The 19,865-nt window shown below is 33.6% G+C and carries 17 protein-coding genes; 11 read left to right on the plus strand and 6 right to left on the minus strand.

Annotated features, from left to right (window positions below):
* Positions 1-16: 16 nt before the first annotated feature.
* Positions 17-1,780, minus strand: coding sequence for a TonB-dependent receptor (locus P0Y62_05665; protein ID WEK71042.1), 1,764 nt, complete (start codon positions 1,778-1,780; stop codon positions 17-19).
* A gap of 87 nt (positions 1,781-1,867) precedes the next feature.
* Complete coding sequence (locus P0Y62_05670) at positions 1,868-4,831, minus strand: tetratricopeptide repeat protein (GenBank protein ID WEK71043.1); 2,964 nt, start codon at positions 4,829-4,831, stop codon at positions 1,868-1,870.
* Between the two features lie 250 nt (positions 4,832-5,081).
* Here P0Y62_05670 and P0Y62_05675 point away from each other — a divergent pair, with 250 nt between their 5' ends.
* Positions 5,082-6,752 (plus strand): amino acid permease, encoded by a 1,671-nt coding sequence (locus P0Y62_05675; GenBank protein ID WEK71044.1) that lies wholly within the window; start codon positions 5,082-5,084, stop codon positions 6,750-6,752.
* A gap of 118 nt (positions 6,753-6,870) precedes the next feature.
* Positions 6,871-7,215 (plus strand): DUF962 domain-containing protein, encoded by a 345-nt coding sequence (locus P0Y62_05680; GenBank protein WEK71045.1) that lies wholly within the window; start codon positions 6,871-6,873, stop codon positions 7,213-7,215.
* On the opposite strand, the gene P0Y62_05685 is transcribed toward P0Y62_05680, so the two are convergent.
* The gene (locus tag P0Y62_05685) at positions 7,208-7,663 is read right to left on the minus strand and encodes a lipocalin family protein (protein WEK71046.1); all 456 of its coding nucleotides are present in this window, start codon (positions 7,661-7,663) and stop codon (positions 7,208-7,210) included. The genes P0Y62_05680 and P0Y62_05685 overlap by 8 nt on opposite strands.
* Before the next feature lie 173 nt (positions 7,664-7,836).
* Here P0Y62_05685 and P0Y62_05690 point away from each other — a divergent pair, with 173 nt between their 5' ends.
* Positions 7,837-8,184: a DUF4377 domain-containing protein gene (locus P0Y62_05690; GenBank protein ID WEK71047.1), complete on the plus strand. Its 348-nt coding sequence runs from the start codon at positions 7,837-7,839 to the stop codon at positions 8,182-8,184.
* Positions 8,185-8,219: 35 nt separating this feature from the next.
* On the opposite strand, the gene P0Y62_05695 is transcribed toward P0Y62_05690, so the two are convergent.
* Positions 8,220-9,170: an SPFH domain-containing protein gene (locus P0Y62_05695; GenBank protein ID WEK71048.1), complete on the minus strand. Its 951-nt coding sequence runs from the start codon at positions 9,168-9,170 to the stop codon at positions 8,220-8,222.
* Between the two features lie 170 nt (positions 9,171-9,340).
* The gene (locus P0Y62_05700) at positions 9,341-10,696 is read right to left on the minus strand and encodes a deoxyguanosinetriphosphate triphosphohydrolase (protein WEK71777.1); all 1,356 of its coding nucleotides are present in this window, start codon (positions 10,694-10,696) and stop codon (positions 9,341-9,343) included.
* Between the two features lie 69 nt (positions 10,697-10,765).
* Here P0Y62_05700 and P0Y62_05705 point away from each other — a divergent pair, with 69 nt between their 5' ends.
* The 5 genes from P0Y62_05705 to P0Y62_05725 all read left to right on the plus strand — a co-directional run bounded on the left by P0Y62_05705 (position 10,766) and on the right by P0Y62_05725 (position 14,737).
* The gene (locus tag P0Y62_05705) at positions 10,766-11,500 is read left to right on the plus strand and encodes an endonuclease (GenBank protein WEK71049.1); all 735 of its coding nucleotides are present in this window, start codon (positions 10,766-10,768) and stop codon (positions 11,498-11,500) included.
* A gap of 915 nt (positions 11,501-12,415) precedes the next feature.
* A complete protein-coding gene (locus P0Y62_05710) occupies positions 12,416-12,919 on the plus strand; it encodes a MepB family protein (protein ID WEK71050.1) in 504 nt (167 codons plus the stop codon).
* A gap of 92 nt (positions 12,920-13,011) precedes the next feature.
* On the plus strand, positions 13,012-13,746 hold the full coding sequence (locus P0Y62_05715; GenBank protein ID WEK71051.1) for an ATP-binding protein: 735 nt from the start codon (positions 13,012-13,014) through the stop codon (positions 13,744-13,746).
* A gap of 16 nt (positions 13,747-13,762) precedes the next feature.
* On the plus strand, positions 13,763-14,299 hold the full coding sequence (locus P0Y62_05720) for a GNAT family N-acetyltransferase (GenBank protein ID WEK71052.1): 537 nt from the start codon (positions 13,763-13,765) through the stop codon (positions 14,297-14,299).
* Positions 14,300-14,389: 90 nt separating this feature from the next.
* The gene (locus P0Y62_05725; protein WEK71053.1) at positions 14,390-14,737 is read left to right on the plus strand and encodes a hypothetical protein; all 348 of its coding nucleotides are present in this window, start codon (positions 14,390-14,392) and stop codon (positions 14,735-14,737) included.
* 83 nt (positions 14,738-14,820) lie between these two features.
* On the opposite strand, the gene P0Y62_05730 is transcribed toward P0Y62_05725, so the two are convergent.
* Positions 14,821-17,817, minus strand: coding sequence for a T9SS type A sorting domain-containing protein (locus tag P0Y62_05730; GenBank protein ID WEK71054.1), 2,997 nt, complete (start codon positions 17,815-17,817; stop codon positions 14,821-14,823).
* 294 nt (positions 17,818-18,111) lie between these two features.
* Between P0Y62_05730 and P0Y62_05735 the strand changes: the two genes are divergently transcribed.
* The 3 genes from P0Y62_05735 (at position 18,112) to P0Y62_05745 (ending at position 19,797) form a co-directional block, all read left to right on the plus strand.
* On the plus strand, positions 18,112-18,552 hold the full coding sequence (locus P0Y62_05735; protein ID WEK71055.1) for a hypothetical protein: 441 nt from the start codon (positions 18,112-18,114) through the stop codon (positions 18,550-18,552).
* Between the two features lie 31 nt (positions 18,553-18,583).
* Positions 18,584-19,036 (plus strand): lipocalin family protein, encoded by a 453-nt coding sequence (locus P0Y62_05740; protein WEK71056.1) that lies wholly within the window; start codon positions 18,584-18,586, stop codon positions 19,034-19,036.
* 221 nt (positions 19,037-19,257) lie between these two features.
* Positions 19,258-19,797, plus strand: a complete 540-nt coding sequence (locus P0Y62_05745) for a contractile injection system tape measure protein (GenBank protein WEK71057.1) — start codon at positions 19,258-19,260, stop codon at positions 19,795-19,797.
* Positions 19,798-19,865 lie beyond the last annotated feature (68 nt).

Consider the following 19,865-nt stretch of genomic DNA (forward strand, 5'->3'; position numbering starts at 1 on the left):
CATTTATCAAAAATTTTTAGAATGTAATCTTTACTCCTCCCAAAACCTGAGCTCCAAGAACTTTATATCCTTTGTAGGTCTGATATTTTGAGCTTAGAAGATTATTTCCGAGTGCGAAAATACTGAAATTTTTGTGAATTTTGTACTCTGCCGAAAGATTTAGATCTGCATATCCTCCCACTTTATCATTCGTATTTTCGGTAGACTGATACATCATTGGGCTTCCAACTCCCTCAATCATAAAGGAATTCGTGGTTCTGTCGCTTGCAAAAATCCCTTTAAAACCTAGTAATAATTTTTGATCAAGCATGGTATATTTTGCCCCGATAGTTGCAGTTAACAACGGTACATTGTAGATATCCGAGTAGTTTTTCAAGTCAAATTTTGTAAATTTAACTTCAGCATCCAACACTAAATTAGCCAGTGGAAAATACTGAAGGCTCCCTTTGATATCACTTACATTTCCGTCATCATACACCGCAGAGAAAGTATTGGCAAAATTATACGCTGAACGGTTTAAGGTATAAGTATTGTCAAATAAGCTGTTAGCTTTAAAGAACATAATATCTCTCATTTTTCCGTATCCAGCTGAAACATCATATTTGAAAGTTTCGTCAATATCACCTCTCAACCCTACATAGAAATGGTATTTTGTTTCTGTAGGTCTCAAATACTGGTCAGAAACAATGAAAGGATTCTGCTGTAATAAATCTGCGTAAGTATTCAGTTTTAAACCTCCGTCAACTCCACCATAGAATTTAAATCCATTGATGGCTGCATATTGAAACTCAGCTTTAGGAAACCAATAAGTTTTATTGTTTTTCAGTTGTTCAGCCATTAAGTCATTTGAATTTTTAGCATTCAAGAACTCAAATGAAGAACCCAGCATTAAATAAGAATCTCCTTTTCTGAATGTTACTTTCGGAGCTAAATTGGTATTGAAAAAATTTGACGAATTTTTATCTCTTATGGCAAATTCACTCTTTACAGCTTCTAAACCTACTCCTAAATCAGCATTTAAGTTAATTCCTGATTTTCCGATTTCAACCGCATGTTTCGAAAGATTGGCCAATACGGAAACCTGGTTCTCCTGTGCGTCAAAATGATCTTTTAGGAAGGAAGATTTTACTCTGATATCATTTAATATTTCATTGGAATAGAAGTCATAGTACCCATTTACTTTAAACTGGTTTACGCGCTGATCCAAATCAACGTTTCCAGGTTCTAATGCATAAATTCCGTAGTAATTATAGCTGTTTAAATTGTATTCAGCATTTAAGTTGAATTTTCCTTTATCTCCGTAAGAATTAAGGAAAGCACCAAGTGTTGTAGCACTCTGCTTAGAATCCCAGGCATATTCTTTTTTAAGTCCCTGAGTGGATAGGAAATGCGCATCAGCACCTACTTCGATTTTATTTTCCAATGTCTTCGAAATATTGGCATCACCCAAAATTTTCCCGTAATTCCCCATTCCGAACTGGATATAATTATTCTGAGCAGTTCCGTCAAATTTAGGAGTTACATCAGCACCCTGAATGGTTGAAGTTTTGAAATCCGAAACCGCAGGAACATCTGTGATGGTATATTTTACTGGATTCTGAGATTTCTCTTCCGGTGGATAGTTTTTAATCGTCTCCACAGAAGTTTTCTTTTTTTCGATCTTCTTTACTTCCGGTTCTCTTTTTTTATTAAGAATCAGTTTTTCTTCTTTGATCTGGGAAAACGCCACCGACGAAAACCCTAAAAATATGATGGATAATAATTGAATTTTTCTGTTCATTATTTTTGTATTTAAGTATTTGTGTAAAAAGTATTATTGATTTTCAGTTATATAAATACGTTTTACGTTAATACATTAGTACACTTTTTACTTTTTAATCTGCTTTTTAACTTCTTTAGCTTCGGCTACAATTTCAGGGAAATCTTTATAATTTTCAATAATCTGATCACATGTATAACTTGCCTGATAATTGTCTTTTAATCCTATATAATTTTTCGCCATCAATACTAATGCTTTCGCACCCCAATATTCTTCTGAAGCGTAATTATTGGCTAGTTTAAAGATGGTTTCATTCGAAGATTTGAAAGCCTTTCCTTTGTTCTGATAGAAAGCTTTTGCATACAGAGATTCCGCTGCAACCGAAGTGTTTGATGATTTTTCAAGAGAAGCATATGCTGTTTGTGCATCTTTATCTTTTCCTGAATTCATCAAACTTCTTGCTTTGATTACTTTTGCTGTTTCAATAACGGCAGCTGAGTTTTTCGTATTCGCAATTACTGCATCCGCCAGTTTTTCAGCTTGTGAAAAATTCTTTTCATCTGCGTAAATTTTCATCAATTCTACATTTGCATAGTTCTTGACACTTACGTTTGATGAATTTTTAATGTTTTCCAGGTATTTTTTAGCCTCATTAGTATCGCCCTGCGTTACATAAATCTGTGCTAAACGGGTCTGTGCATCATCCTGATAATCGTTCTGAACATTCGCAACTTCCTGTAAAACAAGCAATGCTTTTGTTGTATTATTGGTTTGATAATAACTTTCCCCTAATTCATATTTCGCCTGGTAAAGTCCTTCTCCTGTAGGGTTTTGCGTTAAATATTTCTCGTAATAAGAAATGGCATTCTTATAATCCTTCTTCGTGAAATACTGTTTTGCAGTAGACAGGTTAATTTCGTCAATTTCTGCCGCATCTACATTGATACCGATATTTCTTGCAAAACTTTGATATCCGGAAACATCACCATTTTTCGTGAAAATCGGTTTCGCTGCCTGAACAACTTTCTCTGCATAAGGAGTATTTTTATATTGTTCACCTAGAGATTTCAATTCCGACAATGCCTTATCATTCTGATTCTGGTCAATATAATTCTGTGCCCTGTAAATAGAAGCATTGGCTACTAAATCTTTATCTGAAGAAGTCTTAATGACTTTAGTAAAGAAATCATTGGAATTATTAAAATCATCCTGATCCGCATAAGCCGTTCCGATCTCATATTGAGCATCATCATAATATTCAGAGCCCGGATATTTTGACAACAGATTTTTTAAGTTGGTAATTTTTGCCTGAGTATCTCCTTTAAATCCTAAAGCCATGGCTTTTTGATATAAAGTATAATCCGTAGCATCCTCGTTTTTATCATAGATAGCAATCGCTTCATTCAGATCATTATTCGCATAATGAATATCCGCCAAACGAAGTTCCGCATCATTTTTAAACTCAGGCTTCGGATTCGTCAAATACTGTTTAAAATAAGTTGCCGCCTGATCGAATTTTTTAGATTTAAAATAAGCGTATCCTAAATCATAAGGTAACTGCTGCTTTTCAGGGAAATTTTCATTCAGTAATTTTTCATAACGAACAATGGCAGACGGATAATTTCCTTTCTGATAATACACCTGTCCCAACCAATATAAAGCTCTGCTGTTGAATTCTTTATTGATATTGAATTCTAAACTTCTAAGGAAGTATTTTTCAGCTTCATCATAATTCCCTTTATTGAACTCTTCAGTCCCTAATAAATAAGAAACTTCCTGATCTACTTTATCAATATCAGGAGAAGAAGTCTTAAGCTTATCAATAGCATTCAGCGTTTCTTTAAAGTTTCCGGAATACAGATAAGATTTCACCAAAAGAGACCTCATTTCCGAAACATTCCCTGCATTCTGATTTTCATTGATGTAATTCTGAATAACCGTAGAAGGACTTTCGAATGGATTACCGATATCGTAACTTAATTTGGCATATTGTTCGTGTGCCAGTTTTTTCACCTTCGGATCATAATTCATCTGGTAAGACGAACGGAAAGCAGAAAGTGCTTCCTGCTTTTTATCAACCGCTAGATAAGCATTTCCAAGTTGATAGTATGCATTTTGAGCCAATGCAGAATTGCTGTTCAGCAATTGATTATAATAAGATACGGCTTCATCATATTTTTTAAGCTGAGCCGCAACAAATCCCATTTCATACAAATCATTTTCGGAAGGGTTCTGCTGTACACTTAAATAATCTTTTAAATGCGGATAAGCAGCATTATAATCATTCTTCATGAAATAACTCTCACCAATGATCTTATGAACTTCCGCTTTATAAGATTCTGAAATATCTTCATTCAACAAAGCATTCCCTTCTGTGATGGCCTTATCATAATTCTTATCATTATAATACATCTGTACATAATAAGGACGCACCAGTTTAGAATATTTAGGCTGGTCTTTTACCGAATCAAAATATTGGAACGCTTTATCATTCTGTCTGTTTGTATAGTACAGGTGTCCCAACATATAGGCAATATCTCCTTTTTGAGAAGCATCAGCTGTTTTATAAGCTTCTTCCAAAGCATCTGTTGCTCCTTTAGAATCACCCAACATAAATTTAGCATATCCCAGTTTCAGAATATACTGTGTATTTTCCTCTTTTGAAAGCTGATACTGGTTTACCTTCTTTAAGGTTTCCAAAGCTTTGTCAAAATCTTTTTTAGCCAAATAATAATCCGCCAAAGGAAGATTAGCCTGAGCAAAATAAGCAGAATTTGGATATTCTTTCATAAAAGCAGTCAATCCTTCTTCAGCATGATTTTTCTGAAGGATTACTCCTATTATATTATCAAAAAACTGCGCTGCTTCTTTTCTTGATCTCGACAAGTTCTGATTATAAAAATACTGTCTCGCATATTCGAATTGCGAGGCATCATAGATCTTGGTCTGATAAAGATTTTCAGCAAGATTGAATCTGTAATTTTCTTTTTGTGTAAAATATTGGGACTGCTGAGCCTCGGAAATTCCGAAATACACCACGGCAGCCGCTAGAAGTATTTTTTTTGATTTCATTAATATCAAATTTTAAAATGTTTAGGCTCTGAAAATGAGCTGAATATTTTAAATTGAAGGTGAATTTTATCCACAATTTATCAACGAAAATATTGAAAAGATATTGTATAAACAAGCGTTTTAACATATTGTTAAAATGTGGATTATTTTTTAATACTTCTTAACTTTTCAAATAAGAACTATTAAGAAAATCAAAATTATTTCCTAGAAATAATTACATTTGCTTTTTTCAAATCAAATATAAGATTGGATGAGTCAACTTTTTAGAAGGAAAATCTATTCAGAATCAGATACATCGACAAACCTTTTAAGGGTTTTGGGTGTTTGGGATATTGTGTTTTTTGGTATTGCAGCCATCATTGGCGCAGGAAGCTTTAGTAGTTTAGGAGAAGCTGTTTTCAGAGGAGGCCCCGGTGTTATTTTACTGTATTTGATTTGCGGCTTTGCGTGTGGTTTCACGGCTCTTTGCTACGCAGAATTCGCGAGCAGAATCCCGACAGCAGGCTCTGCTTATACTTATGCATATGCCAGTTTTGGAGAATTAATTGCATGGATCATCGGCTGGGCATTGATTATGGAATATTCTTTTGGTAATATCTATGTTGCCTTTTCATGGTCAGATTATTTTACCAGCTTTTTAGAGCGTTTGGGAATGCACATTCCGGATTATCTGACCTGCAGTTATACTGAAGCTAAAAAAGCCATTATGAGCGGCTCTGAAAACAAAGTTCTTCTGAGTGCGTGGAAGACCGCTCCGTTAATAGGAAACTTAAGATTCATTGTTGATATTCCTGCTTTGGTTATTAACGGATTGATTACCTGGTTATGCTACGTTGGGGTAAAAGAGAGTAAAAACTTCAATAACTCATTGGTAATCTTAAAATTAGCCGTAATTATTTTAGTCATTTTAGTCGGTTATTCCTACATTCATACGGAAAACTGGACCCCAATAAGCCCGGCAACAGGGGAACCATCTTTCATGCCGAATGGTTTTGTGGGAGTTATGAGCGCCGTTTCCGGAGTTTTCTTTGCCTATATCGGTTTTGATGCATTAAGTGTACTTTCTGAAGAGACCAAAGATCCTCAGAAAACATTACCGAAAGGAATGATCATTTCTTTGGTTTTGTGTACATTCATTTATATTGCTTTAACTTTAGTGTTGACCGGAATGGTTGATTATAAAAAGTTTGATGGTGTCGGAGATCCGCTTTCATTTATCTTTGAAAAAGGAAATGCCAATGTTGCCTGGATGGAGCTTACGGTTTCATTTATAGCGATTGTTGCCATCACAACGGTACTTTTGGTTTTCCAGATGGGACAGCCTAGAATCTGGTATGCGATGAGCCGTGACGGACTAATGCCTCAGAAATTCCAGACGGTACATCCGAAATACAAGACCCCTTCTTTTGCTACTATTGTTACTGGTATTGTTGTAGGTATTCCTATATTATTTACGGATAAAACGTTCATCTTAGACTTTACAAGTATCGGAACTATTTTCGCTTTCGTGTTGGTTTGTGCCGGTGTTTTAATGCTGCCTGCCAAAGAAAAAATAAAAGGAAGATTCCATTTACCCTATATCAATGGAAAGATCATTTTCCCTGTTATTTTCATTGGAGGGCTAATTGTTTTTTACAAATGGCAACCTGAATTTTTCCAAAACTTAATGGATTGGAAAGATCCTAAAGAAGGAGAATTCAGAGCATCCATTTTCTTTTTTATCTTAATTAATCTAGCACTTTGTGTCTTGACTTTCATTAAAAACTTATCTTTAATTCCACTAATAGGATTGAGTTCTTGTCTCTATCTTTTAACAGGAATGAGTCACGACAACTGGTTCTGGTTCGGACTATGGTTCGCTATCGGATTGGTTATTTACTTCTTCTACGGATATAAAAACAGTAAACTGCATAAAGCATAGTTTCTAAAAAATATAAAAAATAAAAGCAAAACTGTACTTACAGTTTTGCTTTTATTTTTAGACGTCATATATAAAATGGCGAACTTATTGCTTACATCATTTTACAAACTTTAACACCATGTCTGAAAGAATTAAAACCTTCAAAGAATTTTACCAGTTCTATCTTACAGAACATAGTAAGACAGGAACCAGGATTTTCCATTTCATAGGAACGCTTCTTGTATTTGTAGTGATTGGTTATGTTATCAGCTCCGGGAAAGAAAGATTTCTGTGGTATATTCCAATTTTCGGTTACGGATTTGCGTGGTTCAGCCATGCCGTGATTGAAAGGAATAAACCTGCTACTTTTAAATATCCGTTGTGGTCTCTGATTTCAGACTTCAGATTGTTCTTTGAACTACTTGTCGGTAAGCAAAAATTTAGAGAAGCAAAGCCAAAGGAAAACGAATATAATATTAATTAGCAGGTGCTAAAATATCGTAATGAACGGTATTTAATATCTTTTCCAGCATTGGATCTTTATCTTTAACCGGTTCAGGAATATAACTTAAAAAAGTCAGTGTTTTATCTTTGTTTAAAGTCACCTCCACTTCTTCAAGAATATTTTTATCATCCGCATAAAACTGAATCCTGTTGTCTACCACTCTCCAAAATGAAAGCCTGGGTTCTGATATACTACAGTTCCCTGCATTTCCTTCTACATAATTATAAATAGCAAAGCCATCTTCTCTTATAGAATAATTCCTCATTAATTGACAGTCATTAAAAGCTTTCACAACCTTTTTCTTTCCTTCATAAAAGCCGGATTCCTTTAGCTTCCAAAATCCTATAACATCTTCTTTTTTCAGCTTCTGTGCATTCATTAAACTACTGCATACTAAAATAGAAACTGTAGAAAGTAATATTCTCATCTGTTTTATTTTTGATTCTTCTTTACTTTAATTATAAACATTCTCTTTTTACAGATCTGATTACAGCTCTCAAAATAAATGATAAAAAAAGAGTAAAGCAATAGAAGAACCGCGACAATTAACGAAAATACTTCGGCATGGTAATTGCGAGCTATGATTTCAAAATCAAGTTTATGAAAAGTATAGCAACAATTCTGAAAGGAGCAGCACCTGCATTAGCCATATTTACAATGATCCAGTGTGGAACAACTTCTGCAGCTTCTGCAGCTGATGAAAAAACATTTATCGTAGGACCACAGACAGCAGACTGTACAGGAGTAGCTCCTATGAAATGTTTACAGGTAAAAGAAAAACCAACGGATAACTGGAGTAATTTCTACACGAATATCGAAGGGTTTACTTACGAACCTGGATATGAATATGTAATCAAAGTAAAAACTGAAAAAGTGGAAAATGTACCTGCAGATGCCTCTTCTATAAAATATACATTAATTAAACAGGTTTCAAAAACTAAAAAATAATAAAAAACTCTCGAAAAATTTCGAGAGTTTTTTATCTATATATTGCTTGGCCTGTTATGATCGTGATCTTTCGGAGGTGACGGATAGCTTCCTTTACTGGCCTCTCCTACCGTATTGGCTGTAGTCATTGCCACAACAAGATCATTCAGCATTCCGCTTGCAGCAGTAGGCGAGTTAGGAAGCAATACCAAATTACTTCTATTGCTTGCTCCTACCGAATGTAAAGTATCATAATGCTGGGTAACGACAATTAAAGCAGATGCTTCGTGTGAATTGATATCGACATTATTCAGCATTCTTACTGATTCTTCAAGACCTTTGGCAATTTCTCTTCTCTGATCTGCAATCCCTTGTCCCTGTAATTTTTTAGATTCCGCTTCTGCTTTTGCAACCGCTACAATTCTGATTCTCTGTGCTTCAGACTCATATTCTGCCGCGGTTTTTTCTCTTTCAGCCGCGTTGATTCTGTTCATGGCGTGTTTTACCTGCTCATCCGGATCAATATCAGTTACCAAAGCTTTGATAATATCATATCCATAACTTTGCATGGCTTCCTGAAGTTCTGCTTTTACAGCAATAGCAATATCATCTTTTTTTAAGAAAACATCATCTAATTTTAATTTTGGAACTTCCGCTCTTACCACATCAAAAACATACGAGGTGATTTGGTCATGTGGACTCTCCAAACGGTAATATGCATCTCCCACTTGGGTTCTAATGACCTGAAACTGAACGGAAATCTTCATTTTCACAAAAACATTATCCAGTGTTTTGGTGTCAATCATTACGTCCAATTGTTGAATCCTTAGATTCATCCTTTTTGAAATTCTGTCCAGATAAGGTATTTTCAACTGTAATCCCGCGTGACGGACAGAATGAAATTTGCCTAAACGTTCTACAATTGCTGCAGTTTCCTGCTTTACAGTAAAAAAAGAGGCAAATAACGTAACAAGGCCGATAAAAACAATAATTCCTAAATATGTCATAATTTGATTTTTTAATGAGTCGTAACTATTTATGTTTTGTTAAAAAAAATACAGATCAAGTGTCTTTTTTAAATATACTAAAATATTTACATTCTTAAAAAATGAAACTTGTAAAGTCTAATCAGGTTTTTATAATTAGAATTTATTATTTAGGTTAATAAATATAGAAATTACATCGTCATTCCGATATCAATTCCCTTAATTTTCCTGTAAAGGTCAGTCGCATAATTGTCCGTCATTCCGGAAACAAAATCAATAACACCTAGAACTTTCTGGTAATCGGTTCCGTCTTGATAAACGAATTGTTTAGGAAGAAGTTTCAATGCTTTTTTATCGTAAGATTTCCTTTCATCTTCGTGTTTTAAAATAGACGGAATAAAATGGTCTAAAAGCTCATACATAACGTTGTAACCAGCATTTTCAATCTCTACTACCGCTTTATGATTGTAAATTTTTTCAACCGAAAAACTCTCTATATCCTGTAATGCTTTATTTTCAGCTTTGTATATATCGAGTAAAGCTTTATCGAGATTTCCTTCAAGAATTGTCGTGAAATTCTGCTTATACATTTCAATCGATTTATTGATTAAAGCATTGATCACTTTTGCTCTTAAATAAGAAATTTGTTCATTTTCATTGGAGATAGAATTTAATTTCCTTTCTATTCTCTCAACATCGTCTGTTTCGGATTTTACCAGCTCGAAAAACAGGTTTTTACAGTCTGCCGTTGAAACAATCCCTAATCGGTGCGCATCTTCCATATCAATGATATTATAGCAAATATCATCGGCCGCTTCTACCAGCCAAACAAATGGGTGTCTTTTAAAAATGTAGGGATCTTCACTTTCGGAAATCAGGTTTGTTCCTTTTGCAATTTCCAGGAAAATATCTTTTTCATTCTGGAAGAAACCGAATTTCTTTCGGTGGATGATTCCTTTCTTTTTAGCAATGGCTTCACAAGGATATTTTGCAATACTTGCCAGTGTGGAAAATGTTAACTGAATTCCTCCCTCATCTTTCCCTTGCTGCTGATGTCCCAAAACCCTGATTGCATTGGCATTTCCTTCAAAATTTACAAGATCTGCCCATTCTTTTTCATTGAATTTAGGTTTCAGATCATTTTCATTTCGTTCGAAATAGCTTGCAATGGCATCTTCTCCGGAGTGCCCGAAAGCCGGATTTCCCACATCATGACAAAGACAGGCTGCAGCAATTACATTTCCCAAATTATGCAGGTAAAAACTTTTAGCATCTTCGTTGAGATCATTTTTAAAACCATCATGAATAAATTCTCCAATGATGCTTCCCAAACTTCTTCCTACTGATGAAACCTCAAGAGAATGTGTCAGCCGATTATGCACAAAGACACTTCCCGGAAGCGGAAAAACCTGGGTTTTATTCTGCAGTCTTCGGAAAGCCGATGAAAAAATAATTCTGTCAAAATCTCTTTGAAAATCCGTTCTGGACGCTTTCGTATGTGGATTGTTTCCTGTACGCTGATTGGTGAAAATCTGGTTTAAATTCATCATTTTTCAAAATTACTTCAAATTTATTTTTTACGGAATAATATTTGAATTTTTCTTAAAAAGAAAACTATGCCCGAAGGTCCTACTATTATTCTGATGAAAGAAGATCTGCAAAAATTTGTAGGTCAAAAAGTAATTGAAGTTAAAGGAAATTCAATTAAAGAAAAATCAGGAGTTAAAGATGAATTTTTACGCGAAATAAAAACATTCGGCAAACAGACCTATCTTATTTTTGATACTGTAAATATTCGAATACATCTTCTGATGTTTGGTTCTTACAGCTTATTTGAGAAGAGAGATCAGAGAGATAATCTGCGTTTGGGACTGATTTTTAACGATGGTGGAATGTACTTTTACACCTGCAATGTAAAACTTGTCGACTCTGAATTTTTATCAAAAATAGATTGGAAGGCCGATGTCATGAGTGATGAATGGAATTCTACAGACGTCGAAAAAAAGTTGAAATCCAATCCTAAAACGATGGTGTGCGATGCATTGATGGATCAGGATATTTTCTCAGGAGTTGGGAATATTATTAAAAATGAAGTTTTATTCAGAATTGGTGTACATCCCGAAAGTCTGATTGAAAATTTGCCTCCAAAAAAATTAAAAGAATTAATTGCCGAAGCCAGAAATTACAGTTTTGATTTTAAAAAATGGAAAAAAGTGAATGTCTTAAAAAAGAATTTTCAAGTATATCATCGAAAAAACTGCCCAAAATGCGGTGCAGAAATTATTAAAAAAGACACAGGATACGGAAAACGAACAAGTTTTTTCTGCATACATGATCAAAAACTATATTAATCAAAATTCAGAGAACCTCCGGAATACAAGTTCTCAAGAACTCATTTGCCGGAATTTTTGATGAATTGTTTTCAAATTCATAATCCATTTTCTATTCAGTCATTACATTGACATCGGATTATAAAAAACATCATCATTTCTGTTTTATTAAGAAGCCAGTTTCTTCAGCTTCAAAAAATTTATTCAGATTTTTTTTTTGAAAAACATGTCCTAAAATGTGTTCATGACAACATTTCTTAACATTCAGTACATATAAATATCAAAAACATGTGATATAATATTGTCTCAAAGAATGTTATTATGTATTGCATTTTTTCTTTTTTGTATTATCAACTTTTAAATACAAAACCGAGAATCATTGAAAGATTAATAAAATTTTACATATAACGCAATAAAACCCTTTATAAATTTTTAATTTTATATTAACTTAATGTAAACTAATTTTATCAAAATCTTAAACAAAACCACTCTAAAACACTGATATACATCATAATTATTTGTTTTGGCATATCCTTTGAAAGTTGTAATATTGCAAATGTAAAATTGATAATAAAAAGTCAAATAATTAAAAATAAAACAAATGATAACTTACATCGGAATTGCAACATGTTTAATAGTATTCTCATCTTATTTCTTGACTGTTAGAAAAGAAGGGAATTAATTAAATCCTATATAAGAATAAGTATCTTATAAAGCAGATTTACTAATTGTATTGTTATATGTTTTCAATCTGTACACAGATTGTTCGCTCTTTTACTCAACAGAGTAAAAGGGCAAAAAAAACATAATGGAAAAAATTTAACGCAACAAATTTTAATTTTTATAATAGCCGATAGGGTCGAACTTTATGTTCGGCTTTTTTGTTTTTATATACTTTAGATATTTATGTTTGCTTCTTGATAAACCAACAATTCAATGATAAAGGAAATTGAAACCCTCCAAAATGCTATTTTCAGGCAGTTAAATTTAAGCATTTCACACCTGCAGCCGGATCCGGACTCTGCCGAATATTCAGGTTATGATTTTCAGCTCAACCAATTTCGAATAAAATTCCGGAAGGCAAAGATTACCCCTAAAAAAACAGGACAATTCGTAACACTTTGGAAAAGAAATTCTGAAACCCAAGAGACAGAGCCTTTTGATAGTGAAGATCCTTTTGATTTTTGTATCATTCTAACTGAGTTCAACAACCAATCAGGATTTTTCTTCTTTTCAAAAAATATTTTGTGTGAAAAACAAATTGTCACCATTTCATCAGGATCAGGAAAACGGGGCTTTAGAGTTTATCCGGATTGGGATATCCCCACTAATAAACAAGCTGAAAAAACACAGAATTGGCAAACTTTATTTTTCATTCCCTTTACCGAAATCAGCTCTCTTGAAAAATTCAATACTATTTTAGAAACTTCACTCTTCTAAAAATATCTTTAAGTTTTATCTTTGCAGAAATATTTACGCGTTACATTAGAGTCATTGTAAATTAACCCATCTGTTAAATAATTTTATCCGAAATGAACCTGTACAACCTTATTATTCAAGACAAAGAAGAAGTAACCCTGGATGATGTTTTTCTTGACCCTCAAAACAGGGAACAGATTGTACAGCTCATCAAAGAAAATACCTATTCTAAAGAATTACAGGAATATGGACTTCCTGTAAACAACAAAGTTCTTTTGGAAGGAAATTCCGGCTGCGGAAAAACCATGACTGCAAAAGCAATCGCTCATGCTTTAGGCAAAAGTATTGTTATTTTAAACTTAAGCAATATTGTATCTTCCAGAATCGGAGAAACTTCCCAGAATATCAAAATGATCTTTGATAAAGCCGCCCGTGAAAGATCGGTTCTTTTTCTTGACGAGCTCGACCAGATCGGAAAAGCAAGAGGCAGCGACGATAAAGATGTAGGCGAAATGAGGCGACTGGTGAATACATTGATCCAACTGATCGATTATTATCCTGAAAATGCGCTTTTACTTTGTGCGACCAATCATCCAGAAATCATTGACATGGCTTTGATTAGACGTTTTCAGCTTAAAATCAATTATAAAATGCCTTCAGATGCCTTTCTGGATCAGTTTTATGATGCTTTATTATCTAAATTTCCGGAAGATATAAGAACGATTGAACGTAAATACGGAATTTCATTTGCGGAAGCGAAAGATTATACTTTTACTGTTATTAAGGGAAATTTGATTAAAAAGCTGGAAGGAAAATCTCAAATTAGTTCTTATTCAAATTTCAAATAAAATCATTCAGCTTTAAATGAAAGAAAATAAAAGTTACTTATTCACATCGGCTCGGCTTGGATTTAGAGATTGGAGCTTGGATGATGTTGAGAAAATGCACGAAATAAATTCTGACAAAAAAGTAATGGAGTTTTTCCCAAGTATTCCAACCAAAGAACAGACCAATGACTTTATCAGAAGAATGGCAAAGCAATTTGAAGATAAAGGGTTTTGCTATTTTGCTGTAGATAAATTGGAAAACAACGAATTTATAGGTTTCATAGGACTTTCTGAGCAAACTTACGATGCGGCTTTTACTCCGTGTATTGATATTGGCTGGAGAATAAAAAGCAGTGAATGGAATAAGGGTTTTGCAACGGAAGGCGCTAAAAAATGTCTTGATTACGCATTTGACAATCTCAATCTAAAGGAAATATATTCGGTGGCACCTAAAATCAATGTAAAATCAGAAAGTATTATGATTAAAATAGGTATGAAAAAGGAATATGAATTTGAACATCCATTATTAATGGAAAACAACAAACTAAAAACCTGTATATTATACAAAATCTAAGCATTTCTTTTCTAAAATATACTTATGGATTCCCGTAATGAATTTAAATTTTTCATATTCATTTTTGTAAAAATATTAAAAAAATAAAATATGGCACTTTTAGATCACAACGGAGAAAGCGAATTCCCTTTTAACAGAGAAAAAGTATTTGATGCTTTATGTAAAGCTATTCCCAAAATTGATGGAATGAAAATAAGCAATGCAGACAAATTATCAGGTAGAATTCTAGTAAAAGCAGGAGTAAGTTTATTTAGTTGGGGAGAAAATATCCCCATTCAACTTACGATAATTTCAGATAACTTAACAAAAGTATCAATAACATCTTCACCCAAAACAGGGATAATGTTTGGGGGAGCATTTGATATGGGAAAAAATAGAAAGAATATTGAAAAAATCCTGCAAACGACCTCAAATGTTTTATCAACTACAGTCTCCTAAAACAAACAATTTGTAAAAATAAAAAAGTCCTTCAAATATCATTGAAAGGACTTTTTTAAATATGAATACGTTAAATGATCTTCTTACTTCACAACTACTTTAAAATTGCTATTCACGTTTTCTCCCGAAACATTCAAAATATAATTTCCGGATATTTTTTTATTTGTGAGATTTAATTCAAAAATACTATTTCCTTTGGAAGTAATTTTTTCTTTAATAAGAATTCTTCCTGTTATATCAATCAATGTAGCAGTAAGATCTGATTTTTTATACTCAGGAAGTTGAATGAAAATCTGGTCTTTTACAGGATTTGGATACACAGTTCCTGTGTTTTTACTAATGCTGAGTTCATCATTTCTCAGTACATCCTGATTGTATAAAGCACTTATTTCGGATTGAGACAATGCGTAATTGTACATTCTAAGCTCATCAATTGCACCTTTGTAAGGAGCAGGAGCATTTGCGGTTGACAAAAATTCAAGCTCGCCAATATTTCCGATGATAAAATCACTCGTTTCACCGATATCTGTGACCGCTGTTTCATCTCCTTCTGCTGATAAAACACCATTGGTATAAATTCTCATTTTATGGGCGGCAATATCTCTCATGATCACAACATGCACCCAATTTCCCGTAAAATAATTAGCAACAGGTGATGTAATTTCCTTTTTGGTGATATCATCATCGATCGCATATCGGAGCTGACCTCCTTTTATCTCTACATTAAAACGTTTTCCAGTAGCACCTGTTGCTGTATTTTTGGTGAATGAACCTTTACATAATATGTAAAGACTTGTCGAAGATGATGCCGGAATCATGGTAGTCGGAGCTTTCATCCAGAAAGAAACCGTAAAAGAATTATTATTAAAGAAAATCTGATCCTGATGCGGAATACTTGCTATATAGGTATTAGGTGCAGTGGCAAGATCAAGAGCAAAGTTTTCTTTTCCCGGAATTCTTACATTAGAATTATCATAAGCTACGTTTAATGTTCCGTGATTAGCAAAAGATGAAATATCTGTAATCTGTTCACCAGATAAAGGCGCTTCTAAAAACGGCCAGTTCCCTACAAGACTTGGTGTTAAAGCACGGAAACTCCACACATCTCCTGTTACAGATCCAAGAGCATTGGAAGCATCTATTCGCCAGTAATAATCTGTTCCCGTATTTAAGTTAGTTAATTGATATGATGGAGTCACACTATAAGCTACCGTACCAATGTTATTTAAGCTTTGAGGGTTTGTTCCAAAATACACTGAATAGGTTGTAGTATTTAAACTTCCATTCCATTTTAAAAGCACGTTAGCATTGCTAAGTTCTACATAATTATTTCCATTTGCCGGAGTTGGAGTCGTAGGCTTTGTCGGTGCTGAAGGAACAGACGGCGTAATTACAGATGCATTTGAAGTATATACAGAAGATTCTGTAGCATTGATCGCTTTTACTCTGTAATAATACTGGGTATTGGGTGCTAAACCTGATTCGTTATAGCTTACCGTATTGACTGGAAGCGTTGCAATTACTGTAAAATTAGTTCCGTTAGCTGATCGTTCTAAAATATAATTGGTTTCGTTAGCCGCATTATCATTCCAGTTTACCGTTAAAGAACTTGCAGCCGGAGTTCCTGTTGTGGCTGCATTCGTAAAGTTCAGATTGGTCGGTGGAATAATAAAGTCCGGAGCAGGTGTATTCGGTAAGCCATTAATATACACCTCAATATTCAGGTAAGGAGCATATGTTGTACTTACTGCTAAAGCATCAAAAACATTCGGATTCAATCCGTTCGCAATTTCCCATGCGTCCGGCATCCCGTCATTGTCTGTATCCAAAGGAGCCGGAGCACCATATACATGACCCGCTCCGCCATTGGTGAAACCAAATTGAGTCGTTAAATCCGTTTGCACATAAACATAAGTGGCAGTTGTTCCTTTCGACATCAGATCCGAAATCATTAACTGATCCACCTGATCTCGTCTGGGATACGATGCTCCTGCACCTGCAACAATATTATTATAGGCAGTTTGAGCGGTTACTGTCGTATTTTTCATTGGATAATCATACGGAGCTGATTGTATTGCTGTTATATCTCCTACCGGATATCCTGTTAAATTCTGCGGAACTAAAGTTCCGTCTAATGCTCCATTTTTATTGTTATCAAAATAATTTCCTGAACCGTATAGGTTAAAATTGGCATTTCCTACGCTGAATGGTGTTGTAACCGTAGTACTTGTGTTCGGTCCTCCGATAAAATAGTTATTGATGATATTAGCATAAGAAGGTCCCGCAGAATCTCCACCCATAATGTAGGCTTCACCAGATTGCGTGTGTCCGTAGGTATTCCCATAATTTCCCCAGTTATAAACCACATTGTTGACAAACTCATTGATTCCTTTTATCTTATTATTTCGGGTTTTATTACAGATGTATAGATTTCCAATTAAACTGATTTTTCCGCCTGCAGGAGGCTGCATTAATCCGCCCGCCGAATGATTATGACGGTGCATTCCCTGTCCGATAATTGAATTCTGAATTGTTATATTATCAGGACTCGTCCCGTTGCCATCCCAATTAACAGAAAAAACCTCATCGGTTCCCCAGGTAAAAGTCATATGATCCAAAATGATATTGGCTCCATTAGCAATTCCCGACGCATCCTGATTTTGAGAAGTCCCTCCATAACGAAGACGAAGATACCTTGCAATCGTATTATTGGCTCCGGTAAATGATACTCTTGGTCCCAGGAATACAATTCCTTCTCCGGGAGCCGTTTGTCCGGCAATGGTTGTATTAGCTGCAACAGCAACCACCGATTGTAAATTTACAATACCTCCCACTCTGAATATGACAAACCGCCCTGGCTGGCTCACCGCATCACGAAATGAACCGGGACCGCTGTCATTCAAATTAGTAACCAGATAAATCTGAGGATTTGTCGCACCTCTGGCTCCTGTAGTATATCTCCCGAAACCTGTAGCCTCCGGAAATGCCAAAGTTTGAGCATTTGAATCAATTGTGGACAATGTTAAACCACAAAAAAGCAAAGAAATGAGAGTTTGCTTGAAGGGTAATGATTTTTTCATAGAATTAATTTTGTATTAACTAATCTAAACACAAACGCAAACACCAGCATCCTGCTGCATCCTGATTATAATATTAAAAATCAAATAATTACATATAAAATTATTATTTTGATACTAAAAAAAATTATTTCAATACATGAAAATCATTGAAATGTAGAGAGCTTTTTTAAATATTATCCTTAATCGAGATTGACTTATTCATTGTTTAAACTAGAATTTATGTAATTTTAGAAAGTATAAATAGGATATGCTGAAGTACAAATCTCAAAATCATACTATACCTAAAAAAAATCTATGAAAAATATTTATTCATTACTGTTTTTATCATTTTTCTTTATGAATTTTGCACAAAAAAAAGAATCAAAAATCAATAACAAAAATGGTGAAAATGAAATATTCAAAGTATCCAAATTTGACGAATATGATATTTCAATGTTGAGATTAATTGTCACACCAGAAAAATATCATAATAAAACAATTCAGATTATAGGATATTTAAATCTTGAGTTTGAGGGTAATGCAATATATTTTCATAAAGAAGATTATGAAAATGGTTCTTCAAGAAATGGAATGTGGGTTTCTTTTAATGATGAATTTTCGAAAAAGAATGACTTACAAAAGTTAAATAAAAAATATGTTATAATGATTGGAAAGTTTGACATGAACACAAAAGGCCATATGGGAATGTTTGGGGGATCAATAAAAAATATTACTAGACTTGACGAATGGAAATAAAATCCTATAATAGATTTAGTATTAATTAAAAATGAAAAAAACAAATCCACCAGAGTACTTCACAAAATACAAAGTATTTATCTTTTTTACTATAATTCTTTTAAATAGCTGTAATTCAACACAAAAACAAATTGTTGGAACATGGAAATTATCTGCAATAATCAAAAGCAATGATTCTTATGCAACTCGCTCATCTCTGGTTCCACAAAATATACAAAGCAATACCATTATAAATTTTAAAAAAAATGGAACTTTTACTTCTAATGAGGATTATTGCTTCGATGGAATCAAAAGAGAAGAACCTTCTTCCGGAACGTTTTATATAAAAAACCATAATCGAACAGACAAAATATTTACTCTTGAATCTAGCAAATGTCCCGGAATTGGAAGTGATCTTAATTTTACTTTACGAGATAAACATTTAGAATTAAATCTTCCATCCGCTATTGGGTACCAAATTCAAATTTTTGAAAAACAAAAATAAGAAGCGAATTACTCCAATAGTTGCAATATCCTCTCATCACGGAAAGGGATTTGGTATTACAAGTTGCAATGATTTCTTTCTCAAACATTCATTTCAACTCCACAACAAATAACCATATTATGAGTTTAAAAATCCACTATTAACATCTTAGAATATGTATTTATATTAAAAAAATTTACATTAAAAGATAAATCATAAAATATTAAATCACTGCTGATAAAATGGAAATTACACAAAACTCAAAAATAGATTTAAACAAAGGAATTATAATCCGGAATGCAGGAATTGTAATTCTAAATAACTCTTTCGGTATGTTATTTGAACGCTTAGGTTTATCACGTGAAAATAAATTTACATCACTGGAGAATCAATCAAAAGCTGCACAATTTTTACAATATATAGCTACAGGAGTAAGTATTACTGAAGATATTGATCTGCCATTAGACAAAGTTCTTTGCGGGCTACCTATTAGCCATAGCATCCCAGACACAATTGAAATAACAGCAGAAAACGAAGTAATAATAAATTCCTTAATGCAATCAACAATTTCACAATGGAATACAATTGGAGATAGTTCTTTAGATGGTTTTAGAGGCAACTGGCTTATTAGGGATGGAATTTTAACAGAATTATCCGACAAATGGGAACTTACAATAAATAAGAGAGCTTATGATATTTTGATTAATAAATCTCCGTTCTCTTTTTCTATTATAAAATATCCATGGATGAAAAAGCCTCTACATGTTACTTGGCCTTATTAAAAAATAGCACTAAAATAAGAAGCAAAGCTAATTGTCTCTAAAAACATGAAGCTTTAGATATAAAAAAA

The organism is Candidatus Chryseobacterium colombiense (assembly GCA_029203185.1).
In the GTDB taxonomy this organism is placed as follows: Bacteria; Bacteroidota; Bacteroidia; order Flavobacteriales; family Weeksellaceae; genus Chryseobacterium; species Chryseobacterium colombiense.